Origin of the sequence: Rhizobium sp. 1399 (genome assembly GCF_031455475.1) — a bacterium.
GTDB lineage: Bacteria > Pseudomonadota > Alphaproteobacteria > Rhizobiales > Rhizobiaceae > Rhizobium.
In genome coordinates, this window is sequence record NZ_JAVDSU010000013.1 from 47,810 (window position 1) to 72,391 (window position 24,582).

The 24,582-nt window shown below is 60.3% G+C and carries 27 protein-coding genes; 16 read left to right on the plus strand and 11 right to left on the minus strand.

All coding sequences use genetic code 11. The features are described from left to right. Window positions 1-58: 58 nt before the first annotated feature. A complete protein-coding gene (locus tag J2X71_RS30215) occupies window positions 59-1,165 on the plus strand; it encodes a hypothetical protein (RefSeq protein ID WP_310388114.1) in 1,107 nt (368 codons plus the stop codon). Between the two features lie 27 nt (window positions 1,166-1,192). Here J2X71_RS30215 and J2X71_RS30220 read toward each other — a convergent pair whose 3' ends face one another. The 5 genes from J2X71_RS30220 to J2X71_RS30240 form a co-directional block, all read right to left on the minus strand. Beyond that, complete coding sequence (locus J2X71_RS30220; protein WP_113323462.1) at window positions 1,193-2,032, minus strand: lysophospholipid acyltransferase family protein; 840 nt, start codon at window positions 2,030-2,032, stop codon at window positions 1,193-1,195. A gap of 125 nt (window positions 2,033-2,157) precedes the next feature. Next, window positions 2,158-4,164 carry a threonine--tRNA ligase gene (gene thrS, locus J2X71_RS30225; protein ID WP_310388117.1) on the minus strand — a complete coding sequence of 669 codons (2,007 nt, stop codon included), beginning with the start codon at window positions 4,162-4,164 and terminating at the stop codon, window positions 2,158-2,160. Window positions 4,165-4,286: 122 nt separating this feature from the next. After that, window positions 4,287-4,814, minus strand: a complete 528-nt coding sequence (locus J2X71_RS30230) for a DUF1697 domain-containing protein (RefSeq protein ID WP_310388119.1) — start codon at window positions 4,812-4,814, stop codon at window positions 4,287-4,289. A gap of 1 nt (window position 4,815) precedes the next feature. After that, window positions 4,816-5,220 (minus strand): membrane protein insertion efficiency factor YidD, encoded by a 405-nt coding sequence (gene yidD / locus J2X71_RS30235; protein WP_310388121.1) that lies wholly within the window; start codon window positions 5,218-5,220, stop codon window positions 4,816-4,818. A 3-nt stretch (window positions 5,221-5,223) separates the two neighbouring features. Then, window positions 5,224-5,670 (minus strand): iron-sulfur cluster assembly scaffold protein, encoded by a 447-nt coding sequence (locus tag J2X71_RS30240; protein ID WP_037102481.1) that lies wholly within the window; start codon window positions 5,668-5,670, stop codon window positions 5,224-5,226. A gap of 307 nt (window positions 5,671-5,977) precedes the next feature. On the opposite strand from J2X71_RS30240, the gene folE reads away from it, so the two are divergent. The 3 genes from folE to J2X71_RS30255 all read left to right on the plus strand — a co-directional run bounded on the left by folE (window position 5,978) and on the right by J2X71_RS30255 (window position 8,156). Further along, complete coding sequence (gene folE, locus J2X71_RS30245) at window positions 5,978-6,592, plus strand: GTP cyclohydrolase I FolE (protein ID WP_310388123.1); 615 nt, start codon at window positions 5,978-5,980, stop codon at window positions 6,590-6,592. Between the two features lie 25 nt (window positions 6,593-6,617). Further along, the gene (gene hisI, locus J2X71_RS30250) at window positions 6,618-7,070 is read left to right on the plus strand and encodes a phosphoribosyl-AMP cyclohydrolase (RefSeq protein WP_310388125.1); all 453 of its coding nucleotides are present in this window, start codon (window positions 6,618-6,620) and stop codon (window positions 7,068-7,070) included. A gap of 117 nt (window positions 7,071-7,187) precedes the next feature. Continuing rightward, on the plus strand, window positions 7,188-8,156 hold the full coding sequence (locus tag J2X71_RS30255; protein ID WP_310388127.1) for a patatin-like phospholipase family protein: 969 nt from the start codon (window positions 7,188-7,190) through the stop codon (window positions 8,154-8,156). Window positions 8,157-8,224: 68 nt separating this feature from the next. Here J2X71_RS30255 and J2X71_RS30260 read toward each other — a convergent pair whose 3' ends face one another. Together J2X71_RS30260 and J2X71_RS30265 are read right to left on the minus strand one after the other, a co-directional pair. Beyond that, the gene (locus J2X71_RS30260) at window positions 8,225-8,659 is read right to left on the minus strand and encodes a CBS domain-containing protein (protein WP_310388128.1); all 435 of its coding nucleotides are present in this window, start codon (window positions 8,657-8,659) and stop codon (window positions 8,225-8,227) included. 99 nt (window positions 8,660-8,758) lie between these two features. Next, the gene (locus J2X71_RS30265; protein WP_310388130.1) at window positions 8,759-9,538 is read right to left on the minus strand and encodes a rhomboid family intramembrane serine protease; all 780 of its coding nucleotides are present in this window, start codon (window positions 9,536-9,538) and stop codon (window positions 8,759-8,761) included. A 292-nt stretch (window positions 9,539-9,830) separates the two neighbouring features. Between J2X71_RS30265 and J2X71_RS30270 the strand changes: the two genes are divergently transcribed. The 7 genes from J2X71_RS30270 to J2X71_RS30300 all read left to right on the plus strand — a co-directional run bounded on the left by J2X71_RS30270 (window position 9,831) and on the right by J2X71_RS30300 (window position 16,382). Continuing rightward, window positions 9,831-10,448 carry a PAS domain-containing protein gene (locus J2X71_RS30270; RefSeq protein ID WP_310388132.1) on the plus strand — a complete coding sequence of 206 codons (618 nt, stop codon included), beginning with the start codon at window positions 9,831-9,833 and terminating at the stop codon, window positions 10,446-10,448. A 122-nt stretch (window positions 10,449-10,570) separates the two neighbouring features. Then, complete coding sequence (locus J2X71_RS30275; RefSeq protein WP_310388133.1) at window positions 10,571-11,182, plus strand: PilZ domain-containing protein; 612 nt, start codon at window positions 10,571-10,573, stop codon at window positions 11,180-11,182. A gap of 199 nt (window positions 11,183-11,381) precedes the next feature. Continuing rightward, entirely contained in the window at window positions 11,382-12,341 is a 960-nt protein-coding gene (gene pip, locus J2X71_RS30280) for a prolyl aminopeptidase (RefSeq protein ID WP_310388135.1), read from the plus strand. A 383-nt stretch (window positions 12,342-12,724) separates the two neighbouring features. Then, window positions 12,725-13,330: a transglutaminase-like cysteine peptidase gene (locus tag J2X71_RS30285; RefSeq protein ID WP_025668657.1), complete on the plus strand. Its 606-nt coding sequence runs from the start codon at window positions 12,725-12,727 to the stop codon at window positions 13,328-13,330. Window positions 13,331-13,547: 217 nt separating this feature from the next. Further along, entirely contained in the window at window positions 13,548-14,291 is a 744-nt protein-coding gene (locus J2X71_RS30290) for a hypothetical protein (RefSeq protein ID WP_310388137.1), read from the plus strand. 119 nt (window positions 14,292-14,410) lie between these two features. Continuing rightward, window positions 14,411-15,994: a serine hydrolase gene (locus J2X71_RS30295; protein ID WP_310388141.1), complete on the plus strand. Its 1,584-nt coding sequence runs from the start codon at window positions 14,411-14,413 to the stop codon at window positions 15,992-15,994. 112 nt (window positions 15,995-16,106) lie between these two features. Beyond that, the gene (locus J2X71_RS30300; RefSeq protein ID WP_310388317.1) at window positions 16,107-16,382 is read left to right on the plus strand and encodes a hypothetical protein; all 276 of its coding nucleotides are present in this window, start codon (window positions 16,107-16,109) and stop codon (window positions 16,380-16,382) included. A gap of 54 nt (window positions 16,383-16,436) precedes the next feature. On the opposite strand, the gene J2X71_RS30305 is transcribed toward J2X71_RS30300, so the two are convergent. Together J2X71_RS30305 and J2X71_RS30310 are read right to left on the minus strand one after the other, a co-directional pair. Then, window positions 16,437-16,874, minus strand: coding sequence for a DUF1489 family protein (locus tag J2X71_RS30305; protein WP_310388143.1), 438 nt, complete (start codon window positions 16,872-16,874; stop codon window positions 16,437-16,439). Between the two features lie 61 nt (window positions 16,875-16,935). Continuing rightward, window positions 16,936-18,342: an L-serine ammonia-lyase gene (locus J2X71_RS30310; RefSeq protein ID WP_113323429.1), complete on the minus strand. Its 1,407-nt coding sequence runs from the start codon at window positions 18,340-18,342 to the stop codon at window positions 16,936-16,938. A 486-nt stretch (window positions 18,343-18,828) separates the two neighbouring features. Between J2X71_RS30310 and J2X71_RS30315 the strand changes: the two genes are divergently transcribed. Further along, on the plus strand, window positions 18,829-19,596 hold the full coding sequence (locus J2X71_RS30315; RefSeq protein ID WP_310388319.1) for a DUF599 domain-containing protein: 768 nt from the start codon (window positions 18,829-18,831) through the stop codon (window positions 19,594-19,596). Next, window positions 19,597-20,616 carry a heparan-alpha-glucosaminide N-acetyltransferase gene (locus tag J2X71_RS30320; RefSeq protein ID WP_310388145.1) on the plus strand — a complete coding sequence of 340 codons (1,020 nt, stop codon included), beginning with the start codon at window positions 19,597-19,599 and terminating at the stop codon, window positions 20,614-20,616. A gap of 28 nt (window positions 20,617-20,644) precedes the next feature. Here the strand turns inward: J2X71_RS30320 and J2X71_RS30325 are convergent, their stop codons facing one another. Together J2X71_RS30325 and mgtE are read right to left on the minus strand one after the other, a co-directional pair. Beyond that, the gene (locus tag J2X71_RS30325; protein ID WP_037102513.1) at window positions 20,645-21,037 is read right to left on the minus strand and encodes a MerR family DNA-binding transcriptional regulator; all 393 of its coding nucleotides are present in this window, start codon (window positions 21,035-21,037) and stop codon (window positions 20,645-20,647) included. A 64-nt stretch (window positions 21,038-21,101) separates the two neighbouring features. Next, entirely contained in the window at window positions 21,102-22,517 is a 1,416-nt protein-coding gene (gene mgtE, locus J2X71_RS30330; protein WP_310388148.1) for a magnesium transporter, read from the minus strand. Window positions 22,518-22,760: 243 nt separating this feature from the next. Here mgtE and J2X71_RS30335 point away from each other — a divergent pair, with 243 nt between their 5' ends. From J2X71_RS30335 to J2X71_RS30345, 3 genes are all read left to right on the plus strand, one after another. Continuing rightward, window positions 22,761-23,255, plus strand: coding sequence for a peptide deformylase (locus J2X71_RS30335; RefSeq protein ID WP_310388149.1), 495 nt, complete (start codon window positions 22,761-22,763; stop codon window positions 23,253-23,255). Between the two features lie 79 nt (window positions 23,256-23,334). Next, window positions 23,335-23,832, plus strand: coding sequence for a BON domain-containing protein (locus tag J2X71_RS30340; RefSeq protein ID WP_310388151.1), 498 nt, complete (start codon window positions 23,335-23,337; stop codon window positions 23,830-23,832). A 330-nt stretch (window positions 23,833-24,162) separates the two neighbouring features. Next, the gene (locus tag J2X71_RS30345) at window positions 24,163-24,534 is read left to right on the plus strand and encodes a hypothetical protein (protein WP_310388153.1); all 372 of its coding nucleotides are present in this window, start codon (window positions 24,163-24,165) and stop codon (window positions 24,532-24,534) included. Window positions 24,535-24,582: the final 48 nt, after the last annotated feature.

Consider the following 24,582-nt stretch of genomic DNA (forward strand, 5'->3'; position numbering starts at 1 on the left):
TGGCATTGGTCTTGAAGTGGACTCTGCGATTTCAGAAGTCAATCGGTTCACGAACAGGATGTTTGGCATTTTGCCTTTTGCACGGATCGGCCTTGCTATTGCCCTGATGTTGCTGACGCCGTTTGGCGCTGCCGCCCAGGACGCCTTCAAGGAGTTCAAGCAGCTCGAATCGACGCCGAAAATGCCGAAGCTCAACGCGTTCATCGCGCCAGGCACGGCGCAGGAGGGCGTGCATCTGCGTGACGTCTCGCTGGAAGCCAAGCTCACGGCCGATGGCGCGCCTGTCGAAGACGGGCTTTCCTGGTATGTATTCAGTCCCGTCGCTGGAAATGATGGCAAGCTGCCGCTCATCGCAAGCTCCCGTGGTGGCACCGCAGCCTTCCAGCTCGCTGCCGGCGATTATTTCGTCAACGTTTCCTTCGGCCGCGCCGGCGTCACCAAGAAGCTGACGGTGTCGGATGAAGGCGCAGTCGACAAGCAGGTGATGGTTCTCGATGCCGGCGGGCTGCTGCTCAACGCCGTCTCCGGCTCCGATGTCCGCATTCGGCCCAACCAGCTGAGCTTCTCGATCTATTCCGCGGAAGTCCGCGACGACGGCGAGCGCGGCCTTGTCATGGCCGATGTGCCACCGAATACGGTCGTGCGCCTCAACGCCGGCACCTATCACGTCGTCTCCGAATACGGCAATGTCAACGCGACCATCCGTGCCGACATCCAGGTGGAGGCTGGCAAGCTCACCGAAGCGACGATCCAGCACAGGGCGGCACAGATCAATTTCAAGCTGGTCTCGGAAACCGGCGGCGAAGCGATTGCCGATACCGCCTGGTCGATCCTGACGGCGGCCGGCGACAGCGTCGGCGAAAGTGTGAGCGCCTTTCCGGCCATGGTCCTGGCGGAAGGTGAATACACGGCGGTCGCCCGCAACAAGGACAAGATCTATCAGCGTGACTTCACCGTCGCTGCCGGCGTCAATACCGATGTCGAAGTGCTGATGAAGAACCAGCAGGCCCAGCAGCCGATTGCTCCGGCCGCCACAGCCGTGCCGCCAGGACAGACCGCGGCCGGGCCGAAGGGTGTGCCCCAGCCGGGCGGCGAGATCCCGCCGCAGCCGCCCTTGCCGTCCTATGAAGATCTGCAAAGCGGCGACGGCGCCAGCCTCGACTGACGCCGCGTCCGAAATCTCCGGAAATGTTCAGCTTGCGCGCTTGAGGAAGGCCTTCTTCTTCGGCGCCATCGAGAAGACGGCGTCAAAGAGACGGGCGAGCAGATCCTTGCGGTCGCTGCCGCTGCTGAGTTCTTCCCAGGACAGTACCCTACCCACATGCGCGGTGATCGTGCTGCCTGAAAGACGGCGGAATTCGCGGATGAGCAGCGACAGGCGCAGCGTCATCGAAACCCTGCTGGCGATATGGAAGAGCCGGCCGTTCTGGCCCTCGAAATAGATCGGCAGCACGCTGGCGCGGGTCGCCTGGATGAGCTTGGCCGGGAACATCTTCCACGGCAGGTCTTCGGCGCGGCCGAAGCCCTTCTTGGCGGTGGCCACGCCGCCAGCCGGAAAAATCACGATCGTCGTGCCTTCCTTCAGCAGGCGAACTGCCTCGTGCCGGCTCTTCATGTTCATCGCCATCGCTTCCTTGGTCTCCTCGAAGGAGATCGGCAGCGAATAAGGCGCCATTTCCGGCACCTTCAGGAGATCATTGTGGATCAGTACCCGGAACGGACGACCAATCTGCTCGGCTAGCGCCAGCACCGCAATACCGTCGCCTATGCCGAAGGGATGGTTGGCGACGATGACGATCGGCTCGTCCGGCACCGGCTCGAGCGGCCAGCTGCCCTTCACATTGATCTCGACATCGATGAGATCGAGCATCTTGCCGAAGACGCGGTCGCTTTTGCCGACAATGTCGGAGCGCCAGATGTCGTAGAGCCGTACATAGCGGTCACGGCCGGAAAGGCCCTCGATGGAGCGGATGAGCCAGCGCTTGAAGCGCGGATCCCGTTCGTTCGCGTAGGAAAGCTCTTTGAAGCGCACTCGAATGCCTGCCGGGATGAAACCCGTCCCCTGTTTTTTGGCGGCTATATTACTGTTGCATGTCAGATTTCTGACAGCGCCGAGCAGATCAATGCCGGGCGCTGCCATTATCCAAAAGGCAATTTTCAGGCTGCCTTGGCCTTCTTTGCCTCGAGCTTACGACGGATATCGGGCGGTGTTGCCTCCAGGGCAAGGCTTTCGATCGCCGAATCCAGCGACATCGATGTCTGCTCCTGGCTGCCGAGGCGGCGGATATTGACCGTGCGCTCCTCGGCTTCCTTCTTGCCACAGACGATGATGACGGGAACTTTCGTAACGGAATGTTCGCGGATCTTGTAATTGATCTTCTCGTTACGGAAGTCGGTCTCGACATGCAGTCCGGCGTCGCGCAGCGCCTCGGCCACTTCCTGGCCGTAGCCGTCAGCTTCCGAGGTGATCGTCGCGACGACGACCTGCAGCGGCGAAACCCACAGCGGCAGATGGCCGGCGAAGTTCTCGATCAGGATGCCGAGGAAGCGCTCCATCGAGCCGCAGATGGCGCGATGGATCATCACGGGTTGGGTCTTTTCCGAATTGCTGTCGATGTAGAAGGCGCCGAAGCGTTCCGGCAGGTTGAAGTCGACCTGCGTCGTGCCGCACTGCCATTCGCGGCCGATCGCGTCCTTCAGCGTATATTCGAACTTCGGCCCGTAGAAAGCGCCCTCGCCCGGCAGGATGCCGGTCTTGATGCGTCCCTCGGACTGCGCCTCGATCGTCTTCAGCACATCAGTCATGACGGCTTCCGCCCGATCCCAGAGCGCATCGGTGCCGACGCGCTTGTCCGGACGGGTGGAGAGCTTCACAACGATTTCCTTGAAGCCGAAGTCTTCATAAACCGAGAGGATCAGGTCGTTGATCTTCAAGCATTCGGCTGCCATCTGCTCGTCGGTGCAGAAGATGTGCGCGTCGTCCTGCGTGAAGCCGCGCACGCGCATCAGCCCGTGCAGTGCGCCCGAGGGCTCGTAGCGATGCACAAGGCCGAATTCGGCGAGACGGATCGGCAGCTCGCGATAGGATTTCAGGCCATGCTTGAAGATCTGCACGTGACCGGGGCAGTTCATCGGCTTCAGCGCAAAGACGCGGTTATCCGCTTCCTTGTCTTCGGGATGCGTCATGGCATGGGCCGATTTCACGGCGAACATGTTTTCCTGATACCAGCCCCAGTGACCCGAGGTTTCCCAGAGTGCGGTGTCGAGCACCTGCGGCGCGTTGACCTCTTGATAGTCGACGGCGAGCCGACGACGCATGTAGGAGACGAGCGACTGGAAGATGCGCCAGCCCTTGCCATGCCAGAAGACGACGCCCGGGCCTTCTTCCTGGAAATGGAACAGGTCCATTTCGCGGCCGAGCTTGCGGTGGTCGCGCTTTTCGGCTTCCGCCAGCATATGCAAGTAATTGTCGAGATCGGCCTGGTCAGCCCATGCCGTGCCGTAGATACGCGAGAGCATGGCGTTGTTGCTGTCGCCGCGCCAATAGGCGCCGGCAACCTTCATCAGCTTGAAGGCGGTGCCGACCTGGCCGGTGGAGGCCATGTGCGGGCCACGGCAAAGGTCGAACCATTCGCCCTGATTGTAGATCTTCAGATCCTGCCCTTCGGGAATCGCATCGACGAGCTCGACCTTGTACTGTTCGCCCTTTGCGGCAAAAACTTCCTTGGCCTTCTCGCGCGACCAGATCTGCTTGGTGAAGGGCGCATTGCGGGCAATGATCTCCTTCATCTTCTTTTCGATCTTGGGCAGATCGTCGGGCGTGAAAGGCTCGTTCTTGGCAAAGTCGTAATAGAAGCCGTTCTCGATCACGGGGCCGATCGTCACCTGCGTGCCAGGCCACAGTTCCTGTACGGCTTCTGCCATCACGTGTGCGGCATCATGCCGGATGAGTTCCAGCGCGCGGCCATCCTTGCGCGTGATGATCTCGATCTTGCCGTCGGTGACGGCATCGGAAAGGTCTTGCACGGTGCCGTCGATCGCAATCGCGACAGCGCTCTTGGCGAGCGACTTGGAAATGGATTCGGCAACATCCTTGCCGGTCGCGTCAGCCGGGAAGCTGCGCACCGAACCATCGGGAAATATCAGGGAAACGGATTGGGACATTCAAATTCTCCTTGTCCAGTCCCGCCAACGAATGCGGGTGGTTGAAACGGAAGCGTCATCCACCGGGAATGCCGCTGCCGCCTGATACTGATATTTGGTGTCTGAGTAAAGGAGAAGCGAGCCTAGAGGACCATATCGAAAAGGCCGCGCACTGTGTTCCAGTTGCGCATCGTTCCCACGCCCATGCGCTTGGTCGTGAGCGCCGATAGCAGCTTCGATTGGCTCGGCTTGCCGTGGAAATCGATCCAGAGATCGCAACCGACAAGCTTCATCCGCTGCCCTTCGGCAAGGAGCGGCTTCAGCGCTTCCACCTTGTCCGGGTCGATCGGCAGCCGGTTGACGCGCACGATCACCTGGTCGCCAGCGCCGTCCTTGAAGGGATTGGCGCTGCAGAGCGCCATCCAGGTGCAGTCGCTGCGCACGATGATATCGACATGTTTGCCGAACTTTTCTTCAAAAGCCTCCTCCAACTGCTCTTCGACTTCGTGCGGCCGCATTTCATCTGCCTCGAATACGAGGTTGCCTGTGGAGACCAGCGTGCGCGGTTCACGATAGCCCAGCTCTTCGGCAAGCTTTCGCAGATCTTCCATGATCACGCGCCGCTCGGAGGTCAGGACGATGCTGTGCAGAAGTGCGATGAAGGTACACACCTTATGCCTCCTTCCGCCCGAGCCCGAAATAGCGCCACGGCGTAAACCAGCGGAAACGGGATTCGAGGTTGTCAGGTACCGGATCGAGCCCACTTGTGCCGCCCGGACCGCACCGGCCGACGCGGAAGAGCGTCATCCAGCCGCCGGCCCAGAGCCCATGGCGGGCGACGGCCTCATAGCCATATTCGGAGCAGGTCGGGATATGCCGGCAGGAATTGCCGACGAAGCCGGAGAGCGTCAGCTGATAGAGGCGGATGAGCCCCATGCCGAAAAGCCGGTCAGGCGTCTTGCGGAACGGACCTTGGTAGTTGCGCGAAAATCTCTGCAGCGGTCGGGCGCGAGGCTTCGGCGCGGCGGCACCGCCCTCGTCTTCCTCTTCCTCACGCAGCAGACAGAATTCGCACATAGCTTACGCCTCGACGGTTTCAGCGCGTTTTGCCTCTATCTGGCCGATAGCATCGACGACGGCATCGAAGGTCAGCATGGTGGAGGCATGACGCGCCTTGTAATCACGCACGGGAAGGAGATAGCGCATGTCGGCGAACCGTCCATCGGGCCCCTCGCCATCCGCTTTCAGCATGGCGAGCATATCCTCGCGCGCCTTGCGCACTTCGCCTGATGTCGCGCCGACAACATGCCGGGCCATGATCGAGGAAGAGGCCTGGCCGAGGGCGCAGGCCCTCACGTCATGCGAAAAGGCGCTGATCCTATCGCCATCCATTTTCAGCCAGATGCGCACTTTCGAGCCGCAGAGCCTGGAATGCGCCTGGGCGCTCGCATCCGCATCGTCAAGCGTGCCGGTCAGAGGAATATTGCCGGCAAATTCGAGGATTTTGCTGTTATAGATGTCATCCATGACGGATTTGGCTCCAAAAACGCCTAAAAGCGACGCTAATTCCTATGTGATTGTCATGTAAACAAAAAACACACAGTCAAACGACAGCATACTTACATACCAGGGTCGTCTTCCTATATGTATGTCGTTCGAGGGCCATTGAAATGCAATGGGCCCGGATAAGTTTGATTGGGAAACCGTGCCGGAAGGGTTCGAGAAAGCGAGCCTGGAAAGCCCCGGAGCCTGCCAAAGGTGCAAGAATTCCCGCTTGGGGTACCAGTGGCTAGTCCGAATAAGGTCCGCGTTGCGGACCAGGAGACCATTGAATATGGACGCCATCGTCAAGAATTTTCCGCAGACCGCCCGTGAATCCGATCGCCCCTCCCAGCAGGAGGCAGAGGACGCTGTTCGTGTCCTGCTGCGCTGGGCTGGCGACGATCCGTCGCGTGAGGGCCTGCTGGATACGCCTGCCCGCGTCGCCAAGTCTTATCGCGAGCTCTTCGCCGGTTACGAGATGAGCCCGGAAGACGTGCTCGGCCGGACCTTCGAGGAGGTTGCCGGTTATGACGACATGGTGCTGGTGAAGGACATTCCCTTCTTCTCTCACTGCGAACATCACATGGTGCCGATCATCGGCAAGGCGCATGTCGCCTATATGCCGGATGGACGCGTTCTCGGCCTGTCCAAGGTCGCCCGCGTCGTCGAAATCTACGGCCGCCGCCTGCAGACGCAGGAAACGATGACCTCGCAGATCGCCAAGGCCATCGATGAAACGCTGCGCCCGCGCGGTGTCGCCGTTATGATCGAGGCCGAACATATGTGCATGGCCATGCGCGGCGTGCAGAAGCAGGGTTCGACCACATTGACGACAACCTTTACTGGAACGTTCAAGACTGAACCGGCCGATCAGGTCCGATTCATGACAATGGTAAGGGGCCGCTGAGATCAGCTCCCTCAGGAGGGCCGCGATGAGTGAACTGATTTTCAATCAGCCGTCGGACGATAAATCCGAGCTGGAGGATGCTGGCGATTTCACGCCGCGCTTCGACGATCGCGGTCTGATCACGGCCATTGTCACCGATGCCGGTGACGGCGAACTGCTGATGGTCGCCCATATGAATGCGCAGGCCCTGGCGCTAACCATCCAGACCGGCTTCGCCCACTATTTCAGCCGCTCGCGCGGCAAGCTCTGGAAGAAGGGCGAGACCTCGGGCAATCTCCAGATCGTCAAGGAAATCCGCACCGACTGCGATCAGGACGCCATCTGGCTGAAGGTCGAGGTCGCCGGCCATGACGCGACCTGTCACACGGGCCGCCGCTCCTGCTTCTACCGCACCGTCACCCTGGAAGATGGAAAGCCCATGCTGACCATCGTCGATGACGACCTGCATTTCGATCCCAAGGACATTTACGGAAAATAGGCCAAATATCCCGGCCACCTGCTCCTTATTGCGACGCCGGTCGTCTCTATATACAATTTGGAAAGGGTTCGGGGCGGTTAATAGGAACCCAGTGTTCTGCCGGGAGGAAGGAACGCCATGTTGGGCTGGAGTATGAATCGTCAAAGCTCCGATGGGGGCGGTTCCGGCTTGGCGGTGCGTGACGATACGCCCGTTTCTCCTGTGCTCGCGGTTCCCGAAAAGAAAGCAAAGCTTGCCCTAGCGCTTGGCGGCGGCGCCGCTCGAGGCTGGGCGCATATCGGCGTGCTGCGTGCGCTCGATGAGGCCCGCATCGAGATCGGCATGATCGCCGGCACCTCGATCGGCGCGCTCGTTGGTGGCTGCTATCTCGCCGGCAAGCTGGACGAGCTGGAAGGTTTCGCCCGTTCGCTCACCATGCGCCGCATCGCGAGCCTGCTCGATCTGACGATCGGCGGCTCCGGCCTCTTCGGTGGCATGCGACTGACCAAACGCATGCAGGAACACTTGGAAGGACTGACGATCGAGGATCTCGACCGGCCCTTTGTTGCGGTCGCGGCTGAGGTCAACACCGGACACGAAGTCTGGATCGCCAACGGTTCGCTGATCACGGCGATCCGCGCATCCTACGCCCTGCCCGGCATTTTCGAGCCGGTGCGCAGCAACAACCGCACATTGGTCGATGGCGCACTCGTCAATCCCGTACCGGTTTCCGTCTGCCGAAGCTACGAGCAGCCGCTCGTCGTCGCCGTCAACCTCAACTATGATCTCTACGGCCGTTCCGCCGTCGTCCGCCACAATGCCAGCCTCTCGCCTGCCGAAGTGCAGCAGCAGAGGGATGCGCCCTATGCCGCCAGGATGGGCATGACCGGCGTCATGGTGCAGGCCTTCAACATCATTCAGGATCGTATCGCGCGAGCGCGCCTTGCCGGCGATCCGCCCGATATCTCGCTGCAGCCGCGCCTGTCGGACATCGGCCTGTCGGAATTCCATCGTGCGGGAGAAGCCATCGAACGTGGCTATGAGGAAGCCCGGGCAAGGCTGCCCGAGCTGCAGCGTATGCAGGAACTCTACGCCAGGCACCCCTGACGCCCAATCAATTCCAGCAAAAGTGTTCAGCGGTTTTGCGTTCGGAATTGCGTAGAATAAAGAGTCACTCAGCTTGCAATATAAGCCTTGATCTCTTCGGCTTCTCGCTCGACCTCGGCGATGCGCGACTTCACGACGTCACCGATCGAAATGATGCCGGCAAGCTTGCCGTTGGCTTCCACGGGAACGTGGCGGAAACGCTTGCTGGTCATCAGCTGCATAAGCTCGTTGACCGAGGTCTGCTCGTTGCAGCGGAGGACCTTCGAGGTCATGACGGAAGAAAGCGTCTGATCGAGCCCGTCCTTGCCGGCCTTGGCGATGACATGCACGAGATCGCGCTCAGTGAACATGCCCGAAATCTTGTTTTCCATGCCGACGACGACGATCGCGCCGATCTTCTTTTTGCTCAGAATCGCAGCCGCTTCCGCAACCGTGGTATTCGGTCCGGTGGTGACGACGTCACGACCCTTCAGATCGAGTATTGCCTTGACGGAACTGGCCATTTGTACCTCCCATGGCGAAAGTGAAACACTTGTCGGGAACACAGGCTCCGCGGTGGTTTCTCCTCCCATCGCGGATTGATCAATGGTGCACTGCTTGGGTCAGGATTGCAACTCGTCGTCAGGGTGGGGCACGGGTTCTTCAGGCAGTTTCCGGTCGAAGAGCGCGAAAAGGAAGAAGCCGAAGACGAAACCGCCGATATGCGCATCCCAGGCAATCTCCTGGCTGCCGTCGCCGACGAGCGGGATGCCGACGGCGATCAGCGCGTTGCCGACCAGCCATAACAGCGTGAAGATGATCACCGTACGGCTCTGCATCGCCTGCAGCACCGACAGTCGCGGATTGAGGTGCGCGGGGCGGACCATCTGCCGCCCGGAGGGGAAGGCAAAGCGGCAGGCGGCGCCCATGAGGCCCGAGACCACACCCGATGCACCGATGAGCAGCCCTTCGCTGCCCCAGTTCAGGGCCGCATGCAGGGCCGCCGAGGCGACAGAGGAAAGAATCCAGAAGATGATGAAGCGGAACGTGCCGATGCGGCGCACGACCGGCGCGCCGAAGGCCATCAGCCACAGGCCGTTGAAGACGATATGCTCGATGCTTCCGTGCAGCAGCGAATAGGTGACCGGCGTCCAGTAGAGCTGCGGCCCCTGCTCTGCAAGCGAAACGGCATAGCGCAGCGGAATGAAGCCGAAGTTGAACAGGAACCAGGAAAGCCCGTCGGGAGACAGTACCGACTGCCCGGCGTAGATCAGGATCAGAAGCAGGAGCGTGGCAAACAGCGCGGGCGGAAGATTGAAAACCGGCTGGCGTGGCGGCCTGGCCGGCGGTTCGGGCTGCATAGGCTGGAATGCCTGGTCAGGCCCGGACGTCTGTTCGTTCATGCTCATCTCGCCTCGTTGGAGGTCACAGCCATACAGGAGCCAGCTTCAAAAAAAAAGCCGTCCGGAACTGGCCGGACGGCTCGCCTGGGTTCCCCGAAGGATGCCCCTCCCCCTGGCAGTCTTGTGCAGAACTTCACTGTTCGAAGTGATGGAGAGACGGTCTCATGACAGGCCTCGGCGCTCAAGCGAAACCCTTTCTTAACCTTAACTCGCCGGATTTGGCATGAAATCCGCAAGGTAGAAGGTGAAGGGGCGAAAACCGCGCCCCAATGAACCGAAATGAGACACTGCCATGCGCCTTCAGATCACGATCGACATATTCGACTACTGGAATGCACTGCGCGGCGGGCGGGATGCACCGCTGAAATCGCAGATCGAGCCCGGCGCGATCCCTCATCTCCTGTCGAGCCTCTTCATCTTGGAGACGGCGGCAGACCGGCATATCCGCTTCCGCCTCGCCGGCACCAAGATCTGCGATCTCTTCGGTCGCGATCTGCGCGGCGAGCGTTTCTCCGCCCTTTGGGCCAACGGCCAACACGAGGATATCGAAAGGACGGCACAGGGCGTCATGGCTCACGCCATTCCAACGCTTTTCAACGCGACGGGCTACAGCACCGCCGGCCATCATGCGGCCTTTGAGATCATCATGATGCCGCTGCGTTCGCCCGAAGGCGGCTGCGACCGGCTGCTCGGCGCCATCGCGCCTGCCGCTGCTGCGAGCTGGCTGGAGATAGTGCCGCTGGAGCTCCTCGCCCTCGATCGCAGCCGGTTGCTGCATGACAAGTTTGGCCGCACGGCCGAGGCCGAACCGCGTCGCCCTGTCGAGGTCGCCGCCGAAAAACAGGCCACGTTCGGCCGGGCCATGCTGCGCGCCATGTCGCATTTCCTGCATGGGGCAGCCGCTCGCTGACCGTTCCATTTTGGGTCGCCGCCTATAGTACTTTAGGGTTATGCGGCGGCTCGTTCCACAACCTTCTGTTAAGGGATTGCAGGTAAGGATTGGGCTCAGCGATTTCATAAAGAAGCCCTTTGATGCACTCGTTCCAGCCCGCTCAGACGCACCGACCTGCGCCGCGCCCAGAACAGGGAGTGTTCCAGCGCGTGCCCATCAATATGCAGGGCCGGCTGATGCTTGCGAACTACGAGGAATTCGAGTGCATGGTGATCGATATGTCGCCCGGCGACATGTATGTCACCTGCGCCGGCCGCCCGCGCGCCAATGAACGCATCGTCGCCTACATCGACCATCTCGGCCGCGTCGAAGGTCATGTACAGACCGTCGATATGCGCGGCTTCACCATGTCGATCAACGCCACCGAGCGCAAGCGCGAGAAGCTCGCGGCCCAGCTCACCTGGCTTGCCAACAAACACGAGCTCGGCCTGCCGGAAGATCGCCGTCATGATCGTCTGACCCCGCGCGAGACGAAGACCGACTTCACGCTCGAAGACGGCACGCGCTACACCTGCCGCATCATGGACCTTTCGCTCTCGGGCGCCGCCGTCGATTGCGAAGTGCGCCCGCCACTCGGCACGCCTGTTCGCCTCGGCAACATGCGCGGCCGCGTCGTTCGCCACTTCTCGGAGGGTGTTGCGATCGAATTCCTGTCGGTCCAGTCGCGCGAGACGTTGCGCGAATTTCTCTAAAGCAATTCCAGCAAAAGTGCGCTGCGGTTTTACGCCCGTTTTTCTGTCCTAAACTGCGAGAGGTAGGACTGACAATTTCCGTGTTGGGTTGAATAATCTCCTGCATCTTGTGTGGCAGATGCCATAGAATGCCGCCACTCTTGTCATTTATCCGTCACAGACTTGAAGGATACAGCGCACCTCAACAAGCGGTACGGTCATGTCGGTCCTGTTTCCGGAAATCGAACCCTATGAACACGGCCTGCTCGATACAGGCGACGGCAACCTGATCTATTGGGAGGCCTGCGGCAATCCGGCAGGCAAGCCGGCGCTTGTCCTGCACGGCGGACCAGGCTCCGGCTGTTCCACCGCTGCGCGCCGCTATTTCGACCCGTCCGTGTACCGCATCATCCTTTTCGATCAGCGCAATTGCGGGCGCAGCCTGCCGAATGCCGCCGACGCCGCGACCGACCTCTCCCGCAACACGACCGCTCATCTCATCGAGGATATAGAGAGGCTGCGCAGCCTCTTTAGCGTGGAAAAGTGGATCATCTTTGGCAATTCCTGGGGTTCGACGCTGGCGCTCGCCTATGCGCAATCCCATCCGGATCATGTCAGCGGCATAGTTATTGCAGGAGTCACCACGACACGGCGTTCCGAAATCGACTGGCTCTATCGCGGCATGGCGCCGCTCTTTCCCGAGGAATGGCACCGTTTCGGCAAGGCGCTGCCACCGGAGCTCCGTGGCATCGACAGGGTGAGCGCCTATCATCAACTCCTCAACGATCCCGAAGAGCAGGTACGGCTGAAAGCGGCGCGCGACTGGCATGAATGGGAAGCGGCGACAATCCTTCTTGCCGATCCCGCCGGTCTGCCCGGGCGCTGGTCCGATCCGCGCTACTTTCTGACGCGCGCCCGCATCATCACCCACTATTTCCGCGAGGGCGCGTGGCTCGAAGACGGCATCCTACTGAAGAATGCTGATCGCCTCGCCGGCATCCCCGGCTTTCTCATCCACGGACGCTTCGACATAGAAGCACCGCTTGTCACCGCCTGGGAACTTGCCCGCGCATGGCCGGGCGCCGAGTTCATCGTGCTGCCAAAGGCGGCCCATTCGACTGCAAATGCGGATATTGCCGCCGCAATCGTCGCTGCGACGAACAGATTCCGCGATCTCTGACGAAATTATTTTTACGGCGGAAAATCGGGACGTAAGGCGAAATCGGCTTTCTGCACGGCGATCCCGCCTGTTTGTACGCTTCAATCGGATCTCCGCCGGCCGCCATCCCCACTGCAGCTTGTTGCAGAAATTTATCCGGCTTATCGAAAATCGTTAACAGCCTGTCCGTTTTTCGGCCATTTCCGGCCCGAAAGCCTTTTTCCCAATCCTTCAATTTTAATCGAATTCGAGACGAATGCGCTTTTAATTTTAAGCGTATTCGATGTGGATTTGAATCAAGTTCGATGCGCTTTTGAATCAACTAAGCCATTAATTTGATTGCGTAATTTTGCGTGAGATAAAAACGTCCGTGTCATTGTCGTCCTCATAACGGGGAGACGATAATGTCAATTCGAAATCTACTGAAGAGCGGCCTTCTGGCCGTTAGCGTAACGGTGGCAATGGCGGGCGCAGGACAGGCATCACCCGCCAGCATGACACTTGCAGGCAATGCGAGCCCGCCGATCGGGCACTATGAATTCTGTCAGGCCAATCCGAGTGAATGCGCTTATGCCGGCGGTGATGCCGGCCCGGCGATCCTGACCGAGGATCGCTGGAAGGAGATCCTCAAGGTCAACTACACCGTCAACTCGACCATCCAGCCGATGACGGACATGGAGATCTATGGTGTCGAGGAGCGCTGGGCCTATCCGCGCACTGTCGGCGACTGCGAGGATTTCGCGCTGCTGAAGCGCAAGATGCTGATCGATGCCGGCTTCTCTCCATCAGATACGCTGATGACTGTCGTGCTGCAGCCGAATGGCGAGGGCCATGCGGTGCTGACCGTGCGTACGGATCACGGCGACTTCATTCTCGACAATATGCGCAACAAGGTGCTGCTGTGGTCGGATACCGAATACACCTACCTGAAGCGCCAGTCCGCCGATGATCCGGCCCGCTGGACGAAGCTGCAGGACGGCCGCGCCGTCGCTGTCGGTAGCGTGAAGTAACAGGCATACCGGCCCCGGTCAGTCCCCGCATCCCCGTCCCGACCGGCGCCCAGAGCCGTTCCCGCTGTCCCGGGAACGGCTCGCTTCTTTTGTGGCACTTCCTTTTGGTTGAGTTAACGGCCCATTAACTCCCGCCGCTCCATCCTCATCAGGAGATTCTTCACCGGCACCGACGACTCGCGTTTTTCTTACGGCGGCCCGATATCCGAGGACGACGATGAGCAATTCCGCCGTGGGCCACCCTGGTGAGCAGCCCCTTCTTTCGACCCGCTTCCTGGTTCGCGTCACGGCGACGATTGCGGTCTTGGCGCTGCTGACGGTTGCGATCAGCGTTGCCGGCCGCTGGTTCGGCCGTCACATCTCGCTTGCGGGCAATACTGAAAGCAATGCCGGGATCACGCTCACCATCGGCCTCGACACGGTCGGCCTGCCTGCCAACACGATTCGCTTCCCCAGCGAACGTCATGACGGCACGGCCGAACGGGTCGATCTCTATCTCACCTGGCCGGAAATGCAGGGCTACAGCAAGGAAACGCGCCAGCGTTTCGACGACGTTGCCCAATCGTCAGGCCTGATTTTCCTGCAGATCACCCAAGGCACGATGTCGCGGGACATGTCGGGCCGGCTGGAGCCGATCTATTCGCACCTGATGGATGGTGCCTCGGAAACCTCCCATGGCCTGACGCTGCACCGCCTGCGAGCCGATGCCGGCTACAACGGCGAGGTGCTGCTGACCGCGCCGCGCGAAGGAAGCGCCGATTACGTCGTGCGCTGCGTCCTGCCCTCGTCTGCGGAAATGGCAACCAGCGGCGATTGCCAGCGCGATATCAAGGTCGGCAAGGATTTAAGTGTGCTCTACCGGTTCTCGAGCCGTCATTTGGCCGACTGGGACCATATTGATGCCGCGATCAGGACTTTTGTGGAAAGCCGGCTTGTGAGCCGGTCTGCAACACTCCGCTAAAATCCCCGCAAATGTCTGAAGAAACGATTCATCATAAACGGATTGGTAACGCTGAACCGGTAGTTTTCCAAGACAGCCGGTTACGCAGTAGGGGGCGCGTGACCCGCCGGACATCCAAAATGCAAGCGAAGAGTGGAATAGTGTCAAGGTCAATTTCCTCCGTATCATCGCCGCGGTCTGCCGGTTTCCTCACAAAGGTGCTGACGATCCTTTCGATGGCTATCGCGATCGTCGCGGTCGACTCGGTCAATGCCGAAGCGGAAGCTGCAAATCCGAAATATGCCGGTATCGTCGTTGATGCCCGGACGGGGAATGTTCTCTACAGCGAGAATGCCGACCGTCTGCAATATCCGGCGTCGCTCACGAAGATGATGACGCTTTACATGACATTCGAGGCGCTCGAGCAGGGTCGCATCCGCCTCGATACGCCTGTCCCCTTCTCCGCTCACGCCGCCGCCCAGGCGCCGACCAAGCTTGGTGTGCGCGCCGGCGGCACGATCACCGTTGAACAGGGTATTCTCGGCCTTGTGACGCTGTCTGCCAATGATGCTGCGACCGCCCTCGGCGAAATGCTCGGCGGTTCGGAAGATCGTTTCGCCCAGATGATGACAGCCAAGGCCCACGCGCTCGGCATGACACGCACGACCTATCGCAATGCCAACGGCCTGCCGAACACCGCGCAGATGACGACGGCCCGCGATCAGGCCCGCCTCGGCATCGCCCTTCGCCAGCATTTCCCGCAATATTACGGCTATTTCAACACGCGCGCCTTCAAGTTCGGCAATCGCGTGATCCGCAGCCATAACCGCCTCGTCGGCTCCGTGCGTGGCGTCGATGGCATCAAGACCGGCTACACCCGCGCCGCCGGCTTCAATCTTGTCAGTTCCCTGCAGGCTGATGGCAAGTCGATCGTCGGTGTGGTTCTCGGCGGTGCATCCACCCCTGCCCGCGACTCGCAGATGCGCAATCTGCTCGCGACCTACATGCCGAAGGCTTCCAGCAGCGGCGGCGCGCTTGTCGCCCAGTCGAAGCCGATGCCCGAGATGATCGAAACACCCGCTCCGGTTTCCCCTGCCAAGGTTGCCCAGGTGGCTGAAAAGAAAGCGATCACGGCCAATCAGCCGCCGGTCACGGCAGCCGCTGCCGATCTCGGCCTGCCGCACAAGGGTCCGCTTCCGGACAGCCGTTATCAGACGGCAAGCACCGAAGTTGCGTACGCGGAAACCGCCGCACCCAAGACAGATAATCCCCTGCTGACGCAGCCGATGCCGTCTCCGACCAAGGTCAAGACCGTGCCGATCAAGCAGCAGCAGGAACAGGCTTCCGTCGCCGTGCCGACGCCGGCACCTGCCTATATACCGCCGGAACAGGGCGACACTTCCGTCGACGAGTTGACGACAGCCTCCACCAAGGTTGCCCCGGCAAAGGAAGTTGCCGCCAAGGAAGTGCCGCAGCCATCCGGCTGGGTCGTCCAGATCGGCGTCTCCTCTAGCCGTGAAATGGCGATGGATCTTCTGGCAAACGCCAAGGCCAAGGGCGGTAAGGCGCTGAGTTCCGCCAAGCCCTTCGCCGTCGCCTATGCCAATGACGGCGATCAAATCTACCGCGCCCGCTTCGGCGGCTTTGATGGCCAGCGTGATGCGGTCAACGCCTGCAAGGCCCTCAAGAAGGCCGGCGTCAAGTGCTGGGCGGCTGCTCAATGAGATATCCGGCGCCGCCTATGACTGATTTGGCGGCGCTCCTGCCTGCCGGCTGCGGTGTTCGCGCCGCCGGCAGTCGATCCTAGTTCGATTTGTATTGCGTACGAGGAAGATGATGTCGATCAACGAGAATATTCCAAATGCGCCTGCGGGGCGCCGGGCGGTCAACAAGGGCCGTTCCGGCCTGCATCCGCTGCACGAAGCAGCGCTGCGTCTTGCCGAAATCGGCCTGCAGCGCCCAAGAGCGAAGTCGCCGAAGACCCGTGATCTCATCAACCTGCTGCTGTGCCACGGTGCGCGCGCCTGGCGCTACTCGCAGCCGGAGGCGCATATCCACCTGCACATCACGTCGCCCGATGGCAATTCGCCGGTCGTGCTGCGTTTGCGCTGAGGCGTCAAAGCAATTCCAGCAGTGCGCAGCGGTTTTGCGTAAAAACAAACGGCTTTAAAGCAGTCCGAGTTCCGACAGCTCGCGGCGAAGATCTGCTGGCATTTCGGCAATACCGGCGCCGAGACTGTGGAGATCGCGCGGCACATCCTCATCAGGATAATAACGCCAGCCCTGGAAGGCCCGCTTTGGCTGCACCGAGGTTTCGATCACCTCAGGACCGAGCACCAGATGGCAGCGGCCGATCCCCTCACCGTCGGTGAATGTCTGGATATCGAGGATCTTCTGGCGGGCTTGTACCTGCCCCTTGATCACCCAATAGAGCGAGCCACCGTCGAGCAGTTCTTCCACCCGCTTCGGTACCATGCGGGTCGTATGGACCGAATGCGGTTCCAGTCCAGCGGCGATGGCGCGCAACGACCGTTCGGCCACCCATTCGCGCAGGTCTTCGATCGAGTCGCAGCCGACGCAGAGCTTGATGAGATTTAGTGCCATGCTGCCGTTGAAATCCTTTTGACCGGCAGCGTCAAGAAGGAAGCAACGGGCGTCCACAAACTCAGCATTCTACGACGTTGACGGCAAGGCCCCCAGTCGAGGTTTCCTTGTACTTCTCGCTCATATCGTAACCCGTCTGGCGCATCGTCTCGATGCAGGCGTCGAGCGGCACGAAATGCTGGCCATCGCCCTTCACTGCGAGGGATGCGGCCGTGACCGCCTTCACCGCACCCAGCGCATTGCGCTCGATGCAGGGAACCTGCACCAGACCGGCAATCGGATCGCAGGTCATGCCGAGATGGTGTTCGAGCGCGATTTCCGCGGCATTTTCGATCTGGGCCGGCGTGCCGCCCATGACAGCTGCGAGGCCGGCTGCTGCCATGGCGGCAGCCGAGCCGACCTCGCCCTGACAGCCCACTTCCGCGCCCGAGATCGACGCATTGTGCTTGATGATGCCGCCGATCGCCGCTGCGGTCAGCAGATAGTCGTGGATGCCGTTCCGGTCCCAGTCCTCATGGAAATGCTCGTAGTAGCGGATCGTCGCGGGAATGACGCCTGCCGCGCCATTGGTCGGCGCGGTCACGACGCGTCCGCCGGCAGCATTCTCCTCGTTGACCGCCATCGCGTACACGCTCAGCCAGTCGTTGGCGAGCAGCGGGTTGACGCGGTTGCTGCGCCATTCTTCCTGCAGCTTGTCGTGAATATGCTTGGCCCGGCGTTTGACGTTCAGGCCGCCGGGCATAATACCCTCGACCTTGAGCCCGCGCTCGATACAGGAGCGCATTGCTTCCCAGATGCGGTCGAGGCCGGAATCCAGCTCCTCGCGGCTGCGCTGGCTTTCCTCATTGGCGCGCTTCATCTGCGCAATCGACAGGCCGGAACGTTCTGCCATTTCCAGCATCTGCTTGGCACTGGCGAAGGGGTAAGGCACCTTGTAATTGCCTTGCGAGGCCTTCTTGCGCGCCCGCATCTGCTCCAGCTCCGTATCAGTAACGACGAAGCCGCCGCCGACGGAATAATAGATGCGCTTGACGAGAAGCCGACCGTCTTTGTCATAGGCGGAGAAGCTCATGCCGTTGGCGTGACCTGGCAGCGGCTGCTTCTTGTCGAAGATCAGGTCCGTTTTCGGCTGGAACTGGTAGGCTGGATGCCCCTCGGGCGTGATCCGGCCACTCTTTTCCACCCCATTGATGATCGCATCCATGCGGTCGGGGTCAACCTTGTCGGGCGCCTCGCCCATCAGGCCCAAAATGACCGCCCTGCCCGTTCCATGGCCGATCCCTGTGTGGGCGAGCGAACCGTGCAGGCTCACCTTGATGGCGGCCACCTGCGCGCCGGTGGAAGGGCGCGGCCATTCGTTGGACAGGATGAGCTCAAGGAACCGGTTGGCAGCCGTCATCGGCCCCATCGTATGCGAGCTCGACGGCCCGACACCGATCTTGAACACATCGAATACCGAAAGAAACATGGAAGCGCCTTTTAAATTTCACGATGCAGACTATGCGAGCCCGGTTCCGCATCCGCGTGGCGGACCGACATCGCCTTGAACCGGTGCGACATCCGGCCGGACACTAGAGCTTTTCCCGGTCAGATTGAAGCATTCTGTTGGCTCAAACGGAGTCGGATGATCGACCGGCCGGCGCGCGTCGTAGCCCAGATCTACGGCCAAGCCGGCCGGTCGATCAGGCGGCCCGTTTCAGCCAACCCGAAGGGCCGGGCATCTTTCCGCCAGGATCAGAAGCGATCGGCTCGGACATACCCCAGAGGTATGCCCTTCGCCAATCGCTTCTGCCCTGACGAAAACCTGCTCCGGCAGCATGCTTCAAGCTGACCGGGAAAGGCTCTCGTTCGAAGCGGCCCATCTTGCTAGTCATTCTCATCTTTGCCGGTCATTGCAGCAATCGCATGCATATGTAGAGTGGCCACGTTTGATGCGGGAAATGAATCACTGATGATGACGACGGCGGATTATATCGCGCTTGCCTTCTTTATCTTTATCTGGATGGGCTATTCGTGGCTGTTGCACGGCCAGACCTTCTTCGGGCGCACCAGCCTGACCCATGCCATGGCAGAGCGGCGGCGTGAATGGATATATAATTCCCTGCGCCGCGATTTGAAGATGATCGACACCCAGATCATGGCCGGGCTGCAAAATGGCACTGCCTTTTTTGCTTCCACATCCATTTTCGCGATCGGCAGCTGCTTCGCCTTGCTCGGCGCCACGGAAAAGGTGGATGCGGTCTTCGCCGACCTGCCTTTCGTCTTCCACAGCGGCCACGCCGTCTTCGAAATGAAGGTCGGCGGCCTTGCAGCCCTTTTCGGCTACGCTTTCTTCAAGTTCGGCTGGTCCTACCGCCTCTTCAACTATTGCACCATTCTCTTCGGCGGCATTCCGATGGTGCATGATACGGAGAAGGATATCATTGCCGCCGAGCGGGCGGCGGAGCGTGTCATCCGCATGAACGTCATCGCCGGCAGCCATTTCAACGAGGGTCTCAGGGCGATCTTCCTGTCGATCGGCTATCTCGGCTGGTTCATTAATCCCTATGTTTTTATGGGTACGACATCAATGGTGGTTTTCGTCCTCACCCGCCGGCAATTCTTTTCGGAAGCGCGCCTCGCCATCATGGACGCAAACTCGCCACCAAATCTCCACCTTTCTCCTGTTCAGCGCACGAAGCCGTCAGCGAGTGACGGTGATGAGCTGTCCGAGGGATTGTGAATGATAGTGCCGGCAACGGAGGCAGCGGCTGACGCAAAACCGCCACGTATAGGCCTTGTGGATACAGCGCGGGGCGCGGCGCTCATTGCCATGGCCACTTACCATTTCAGCTGGGATCTGGAGTTCATGGGCTACCTTACGCCCGGAACGGCCGAGAGCGGCTGGCTGAAGATCTATGCCCGGGCGATCGCCACCACCTTCCTCTTCATTGTCGGTGTCAGCCTTGTGCTTTCCAGCCGGCCGGACATCCGCTGGCCTTCCTTCTGGAAACGTTTCGCCATGATCGCCGGCGCGGCCGTGGTGATATCGGCAGCGACAGCCTATTTCGTGCCCGGCGGATGGATCTATTTCGGCATCCTGCATTCCATCGCGGTTTTGAGCCTGATCGGCGTGGTCTTCCTGCGCCTGCCCTTGCCCGTGACCCTGCTCGTCTCGCTGGCGCTGTTCGTCGCCTGGATCGCCGATGCCTTCGTCATGCCCGGCGTGCTGGATTCGCACCTGTTCGACCCGAAATATCTGGCCTGGATCGGCTTTGCGGCCACGCCAGACCGGTCGAACGATTTTGTGCCACTCTTCCCCTGGGCAACGCCCTTCTTCCTCGGCATGGGCCTCGTGCGTCTTTCCTTCCGTACGAACCTGCCGCAGAAGCTGGCATCATTGGGCACGGGTGGAACATGGCTCGCGCGCCTCGGTCGCCACAGCCTCGCCTTCTACCTCATCCACCAACCGGTGCTGATCGCCATCGCCTATGGCCTGACCTTCATCGTCGCGCCGCCAAAGCCCGATCCGGCCGCGACCTATCTGCGCCAATGCAACACGTCCTGCACGGTCGAGCAGGGCGAAGCGCTCTGCCGCGGCTTCTGCCAGTGCACGCTCGATCAGCTGCAGGCGCATCAACTCTTCGCGCCGTTCCAGGCCGGCGAGGTCAAGGCGGATGATGAGCGGATTATGGCGCTTGCAAGCCAGTGCAGCGCCGAAATAGAGCCTGCGCCGCAGTCACAGCCCGAGCCTCAACAGTGATCAAGCCCCAGGCATGATCAGGCAATGATCAGGTGGTAACGCCGATCTCGGCGAGACGGCCGAGGCAGGCCTCCTCGATATTGTCGAGCTCGGTAATCGTCTCGTCGATATCCTTGCGCTTCTGGCGCAGGTCCTCGCGCTTTTCGTCGACGCGCTTCATGAGCAGCTTGATCTGGCCAAGTTCGCCCGGCGGCTCCTTGTAGACCTGAATGATTTCGCGGATTTCAGCAATGGTGAAGCCGATGCGCCGGCCGCGCAGGATTTCCTGAATGAGGCGCCGGTCGGCAGGCCGGAACAACCGCGTGCGTCCGCGGCGCTCAGGATGGATCAAACCTTCGTCTTCATAGAAGCGAAGCGTGCGCGTCGACACTCCGAATTCGCGCGTCAGTTCCGTTATGGTATAATACTTGTTCACTAACATCTCATCCCCGTCATCGACCCGGCATAATATTGACTTTTACGTAATAGTCAATTTCGGCATCTGCTCAGATACCGAACCACCATGTCGCGAGGCCGAGAAAGGCGAAGAAGCCGGTGCAGTCGGTGACGGTCGTGACGAACACGGACGAGGCGATCGCAGGGTCCGCTCCCATCTTGTCCAGCAGCAGCGGCAGCAGGATGCCGGCAAGCGCCGCTGCAATCAGATTGATGATCATTGCCGCTCCGATGACGGCGCCGAGCTGGTAATTGTGGAACCATGTGCCGGCGATCACGCCCAGCAGCAAGGCGAAGAGCATTCCGTTCAGGATGCCGACCCCCGCCTCTCTGCGGATGATGCGGCCGGCATTGTAGATATCGAGGTCGCGGGTCGCGAGCGCACGCACCGTCACAGTCATGGTCTGCGTGCCCGCATTGCCGCCCATGGAGGCGACGATCGGCATCAGCACCGCAAGCGCGATCATCTTCTCGATCGAGCCGTCGAACAGGCCGATGACGCTGGCAGACAGCATCGCTGTGCCGAGATTGATCAGCAGCCACAGGAAGCGCGAACGCACGGTCGAGATGACGTTGTCTGACAGTTCTTCGTCGCCGACACCGCCGAGGCGCTTGATGTCTTCGTCCGCCTCTTCGTGGATCACGTCGACCACGTCGTCGATGGTGAGCACGCCGACGAGCCGTTCGTTTTCGTCGACGACGGCTGCGGAAAGAAGGTCATACTGCTCGAAGAGCTGGGCAGCCTCTTCCTGGTCCATCTCGGCGGGGATCGGATGGTTCGTTTCCCGCATGATGGTTTCGATCTTCATCTGCCGCTTGGTGCGCAGGATCTGGTCGAGATCGACCGCGCCGAGCAGCTTGAAGGTCGGATCGATGACGAAGATCTGCGAGAAGGAGTAAGGCAGATCCTCTTCGTCGCGCATGTAATCGATCGTCTGGCCGACCGTCCAGAATGGCGGCACGGCGACGAATTCCGTCTGCATGCGGCGGCCGGCGGAGCTTTCGGGATAATCGAGCGCGCGGCGAAGGCGGACCCGCTCCGTGAACGGCAGCTGTGCGAGAATCTCTTCCCGGTCTTCCTGGTCGAGATCTTCGAGAATGTAGACGGCGTCGTCCGAATCCAGTTCGCCGATGGCAGCCGCAATCTGCTCGTTCGGCAACTGGTCGACGATCTCGCGGCGGATCGTCTCGTCCACTTCGGTCAGCGCCGTCATGTCGAAATCGTCGCCGAGCAGGCGCACCAGCGCCAGGCGCTGATCCGGCTGCAGCGATTCCAACAGATCGCCTATTTCCGATTCGTGCAGGCGCGCGACATTCTGGCGAAGAAACAGCGTGTCGCGGTCGGCGATGGCCGCACCCAGGCGCGCCAGGAAGTCGCTGCGCACATTGCCGTCTTCGTTATAGATGTCGACGTCTTCGTCGGCCGGACGTTTGCGATTGCGGTCTTCCGTGTCGGTCGTCGTCATGTGCCGCCCTCGCATCTCAATTTGATTTCAAAGACTAACGAGCCGCATTCGAGAATGTCGGCTGAAAATGCATGGTCAACAAGCGGATAAGCGAATTCCGCCCTGCCCTTGCGCCGCCGGAATTCGTGATCAATCTGCTAACCGAAAGCATTTCTGGCGTAAAGCGCAAACCCGTGCTTTCTGATGACAATGCCCGTGGTCGGCTATAGTTTCCGCCGCCATTTGTCGAAAGGAAGTCTGACCGTGCCGATCCGCCCGATTCTCCGCTATCCGCATCCCGGCCTGAAGACCGTCTGTGCGCCCGTGACGGTGTTCGATGCGGCCCTGTCGCAGCTGGCCGACGATCTGCTGCTGACGATGCGCGCAGCCCCCGGCGTCGGCATCACTGCCGCCCATATCGGCGTCTTCCAGCGGCTGACGGTGCTGGAGCTCGACAAGGCGGACCGCGTGCGCATCTACGCCAATCCCGAGATCATGTGGTTTACGGATGAGACGATGGCTCATATGGAAGGCAGCGTCTCCATGCCCGGCGCGACGGACGAGGTCACGCGCCCGAAGGCAATAAGGTTCCGCTATCAGGATCTGGATGGCCATCAGCACGAAGAAGAGGCATCGGACTTCCTCGCCATCTGTATCCAGCATGAAGTCGACCAGCTCGACGGCATTTTCTGGCTGCAGCGCCTGTCACGGCTGAAGCGTGATCGGCTGATCAGGAAATGGGAAAAGACGAAAAGCTGAGGGCCGCGCCACTATCGGGCGAACCAATGGCACCCTTCCGGCGTTTGCCTTGCAGAATCAAAACCGGAAGGAGACGGAAATGCCTGGTATCAATGACAAGTCCTCGCTTTCCCGCGAAGAGGATTACCGTGACTTCGAAGAGCGAAATCTGGACGACGGCTGGCCCTATGCCGACGGCAGTGGCGCCAAGGCTGCCGGCAGCGAAAACCGCGCCTATGGCGAAACCTCGGCCAATTTCGACCGTGACCGCAACAGCGGCTTCCGCATCGATGGCGCGGACGAGGACGGCAATGAAAACCGCCTGAAAGATTCGCTCGAGCCTGATACAATCGACCGCGACGAGAGTGATGACCTCGAAGCCCGCGTGACCGAGACTCTGGAGAACATCCCTGACGTGGATATCGACAGCGTGGAAGTTCACGCCGACGGCCATACCGTGACGCTGGAGGGTTCCGTCGAAACAATCGGCATCGCCCGCAAGGTTGAGCTCGGCGCCCTGTCGGTGGATGGTGTTCGCCGCGTGCGCAACCGGCTGCAGATGACAGGTGTCGATGCCCACATCCCGAACGAGGATTAAGGCCGAAAAACACAAAGTTGCCGCATTTCAGAACCGGAAAGCGACCTGCTTTCCGGTTCTTATGTCTCTAAAATTACAAATAGTTAATCAATTAAAGATTGCAGGATTGTCATGTTGGCGAAAGCGCTGACATCTCAGGCTATTAACTGTGCCGACTAAGGTAACGCGACCCTCAAGAACATTGACAAATATGTGATTTCATTTGGACAAAAGGTCGCAAGATGGCTGTCATCTTTCCCACAAAATTGCCCGAATTGGGGAGCGGACTCGACCTTGCCGAGGGTTGGTTTTGCGTTGTTGAATTCAACAACAGATTGAGGAGATAGACCCATGCGCATGAAATTCGCCGTCGCCGCCACCCTGTTTGCCGTCAGCATGGCAAGTGCCGCTTTCGCGCAGCCGAAATACATGGATGATTATTCCAACGATGGTGATGGCCTCTACCCGACGCCGGTCGCGCCGGCAAAGCCCGTGCACTACCCGACGCATGTGGCGCCCCCGGCCTATTCCAGCGACTATACGAATGACAGCGACGGCTTCGCACCTGCCGCGATGTCCAAGCCCGCGAAAGTCGACAACACCGCGACGGCCAGCATCAAGCCGCTTCCGGATTGCCACAGCATGATCGGCCCGAAAGGCTCGCACCAGAAAGGTGCCGATAGCGGTGCAAGCCGCACAGAGGCATGCCGCGCAATGCATTGACATGATCTAAGAAAGGGCCGGTTTCCGGCCCTTTTCTCTTGTAAATTC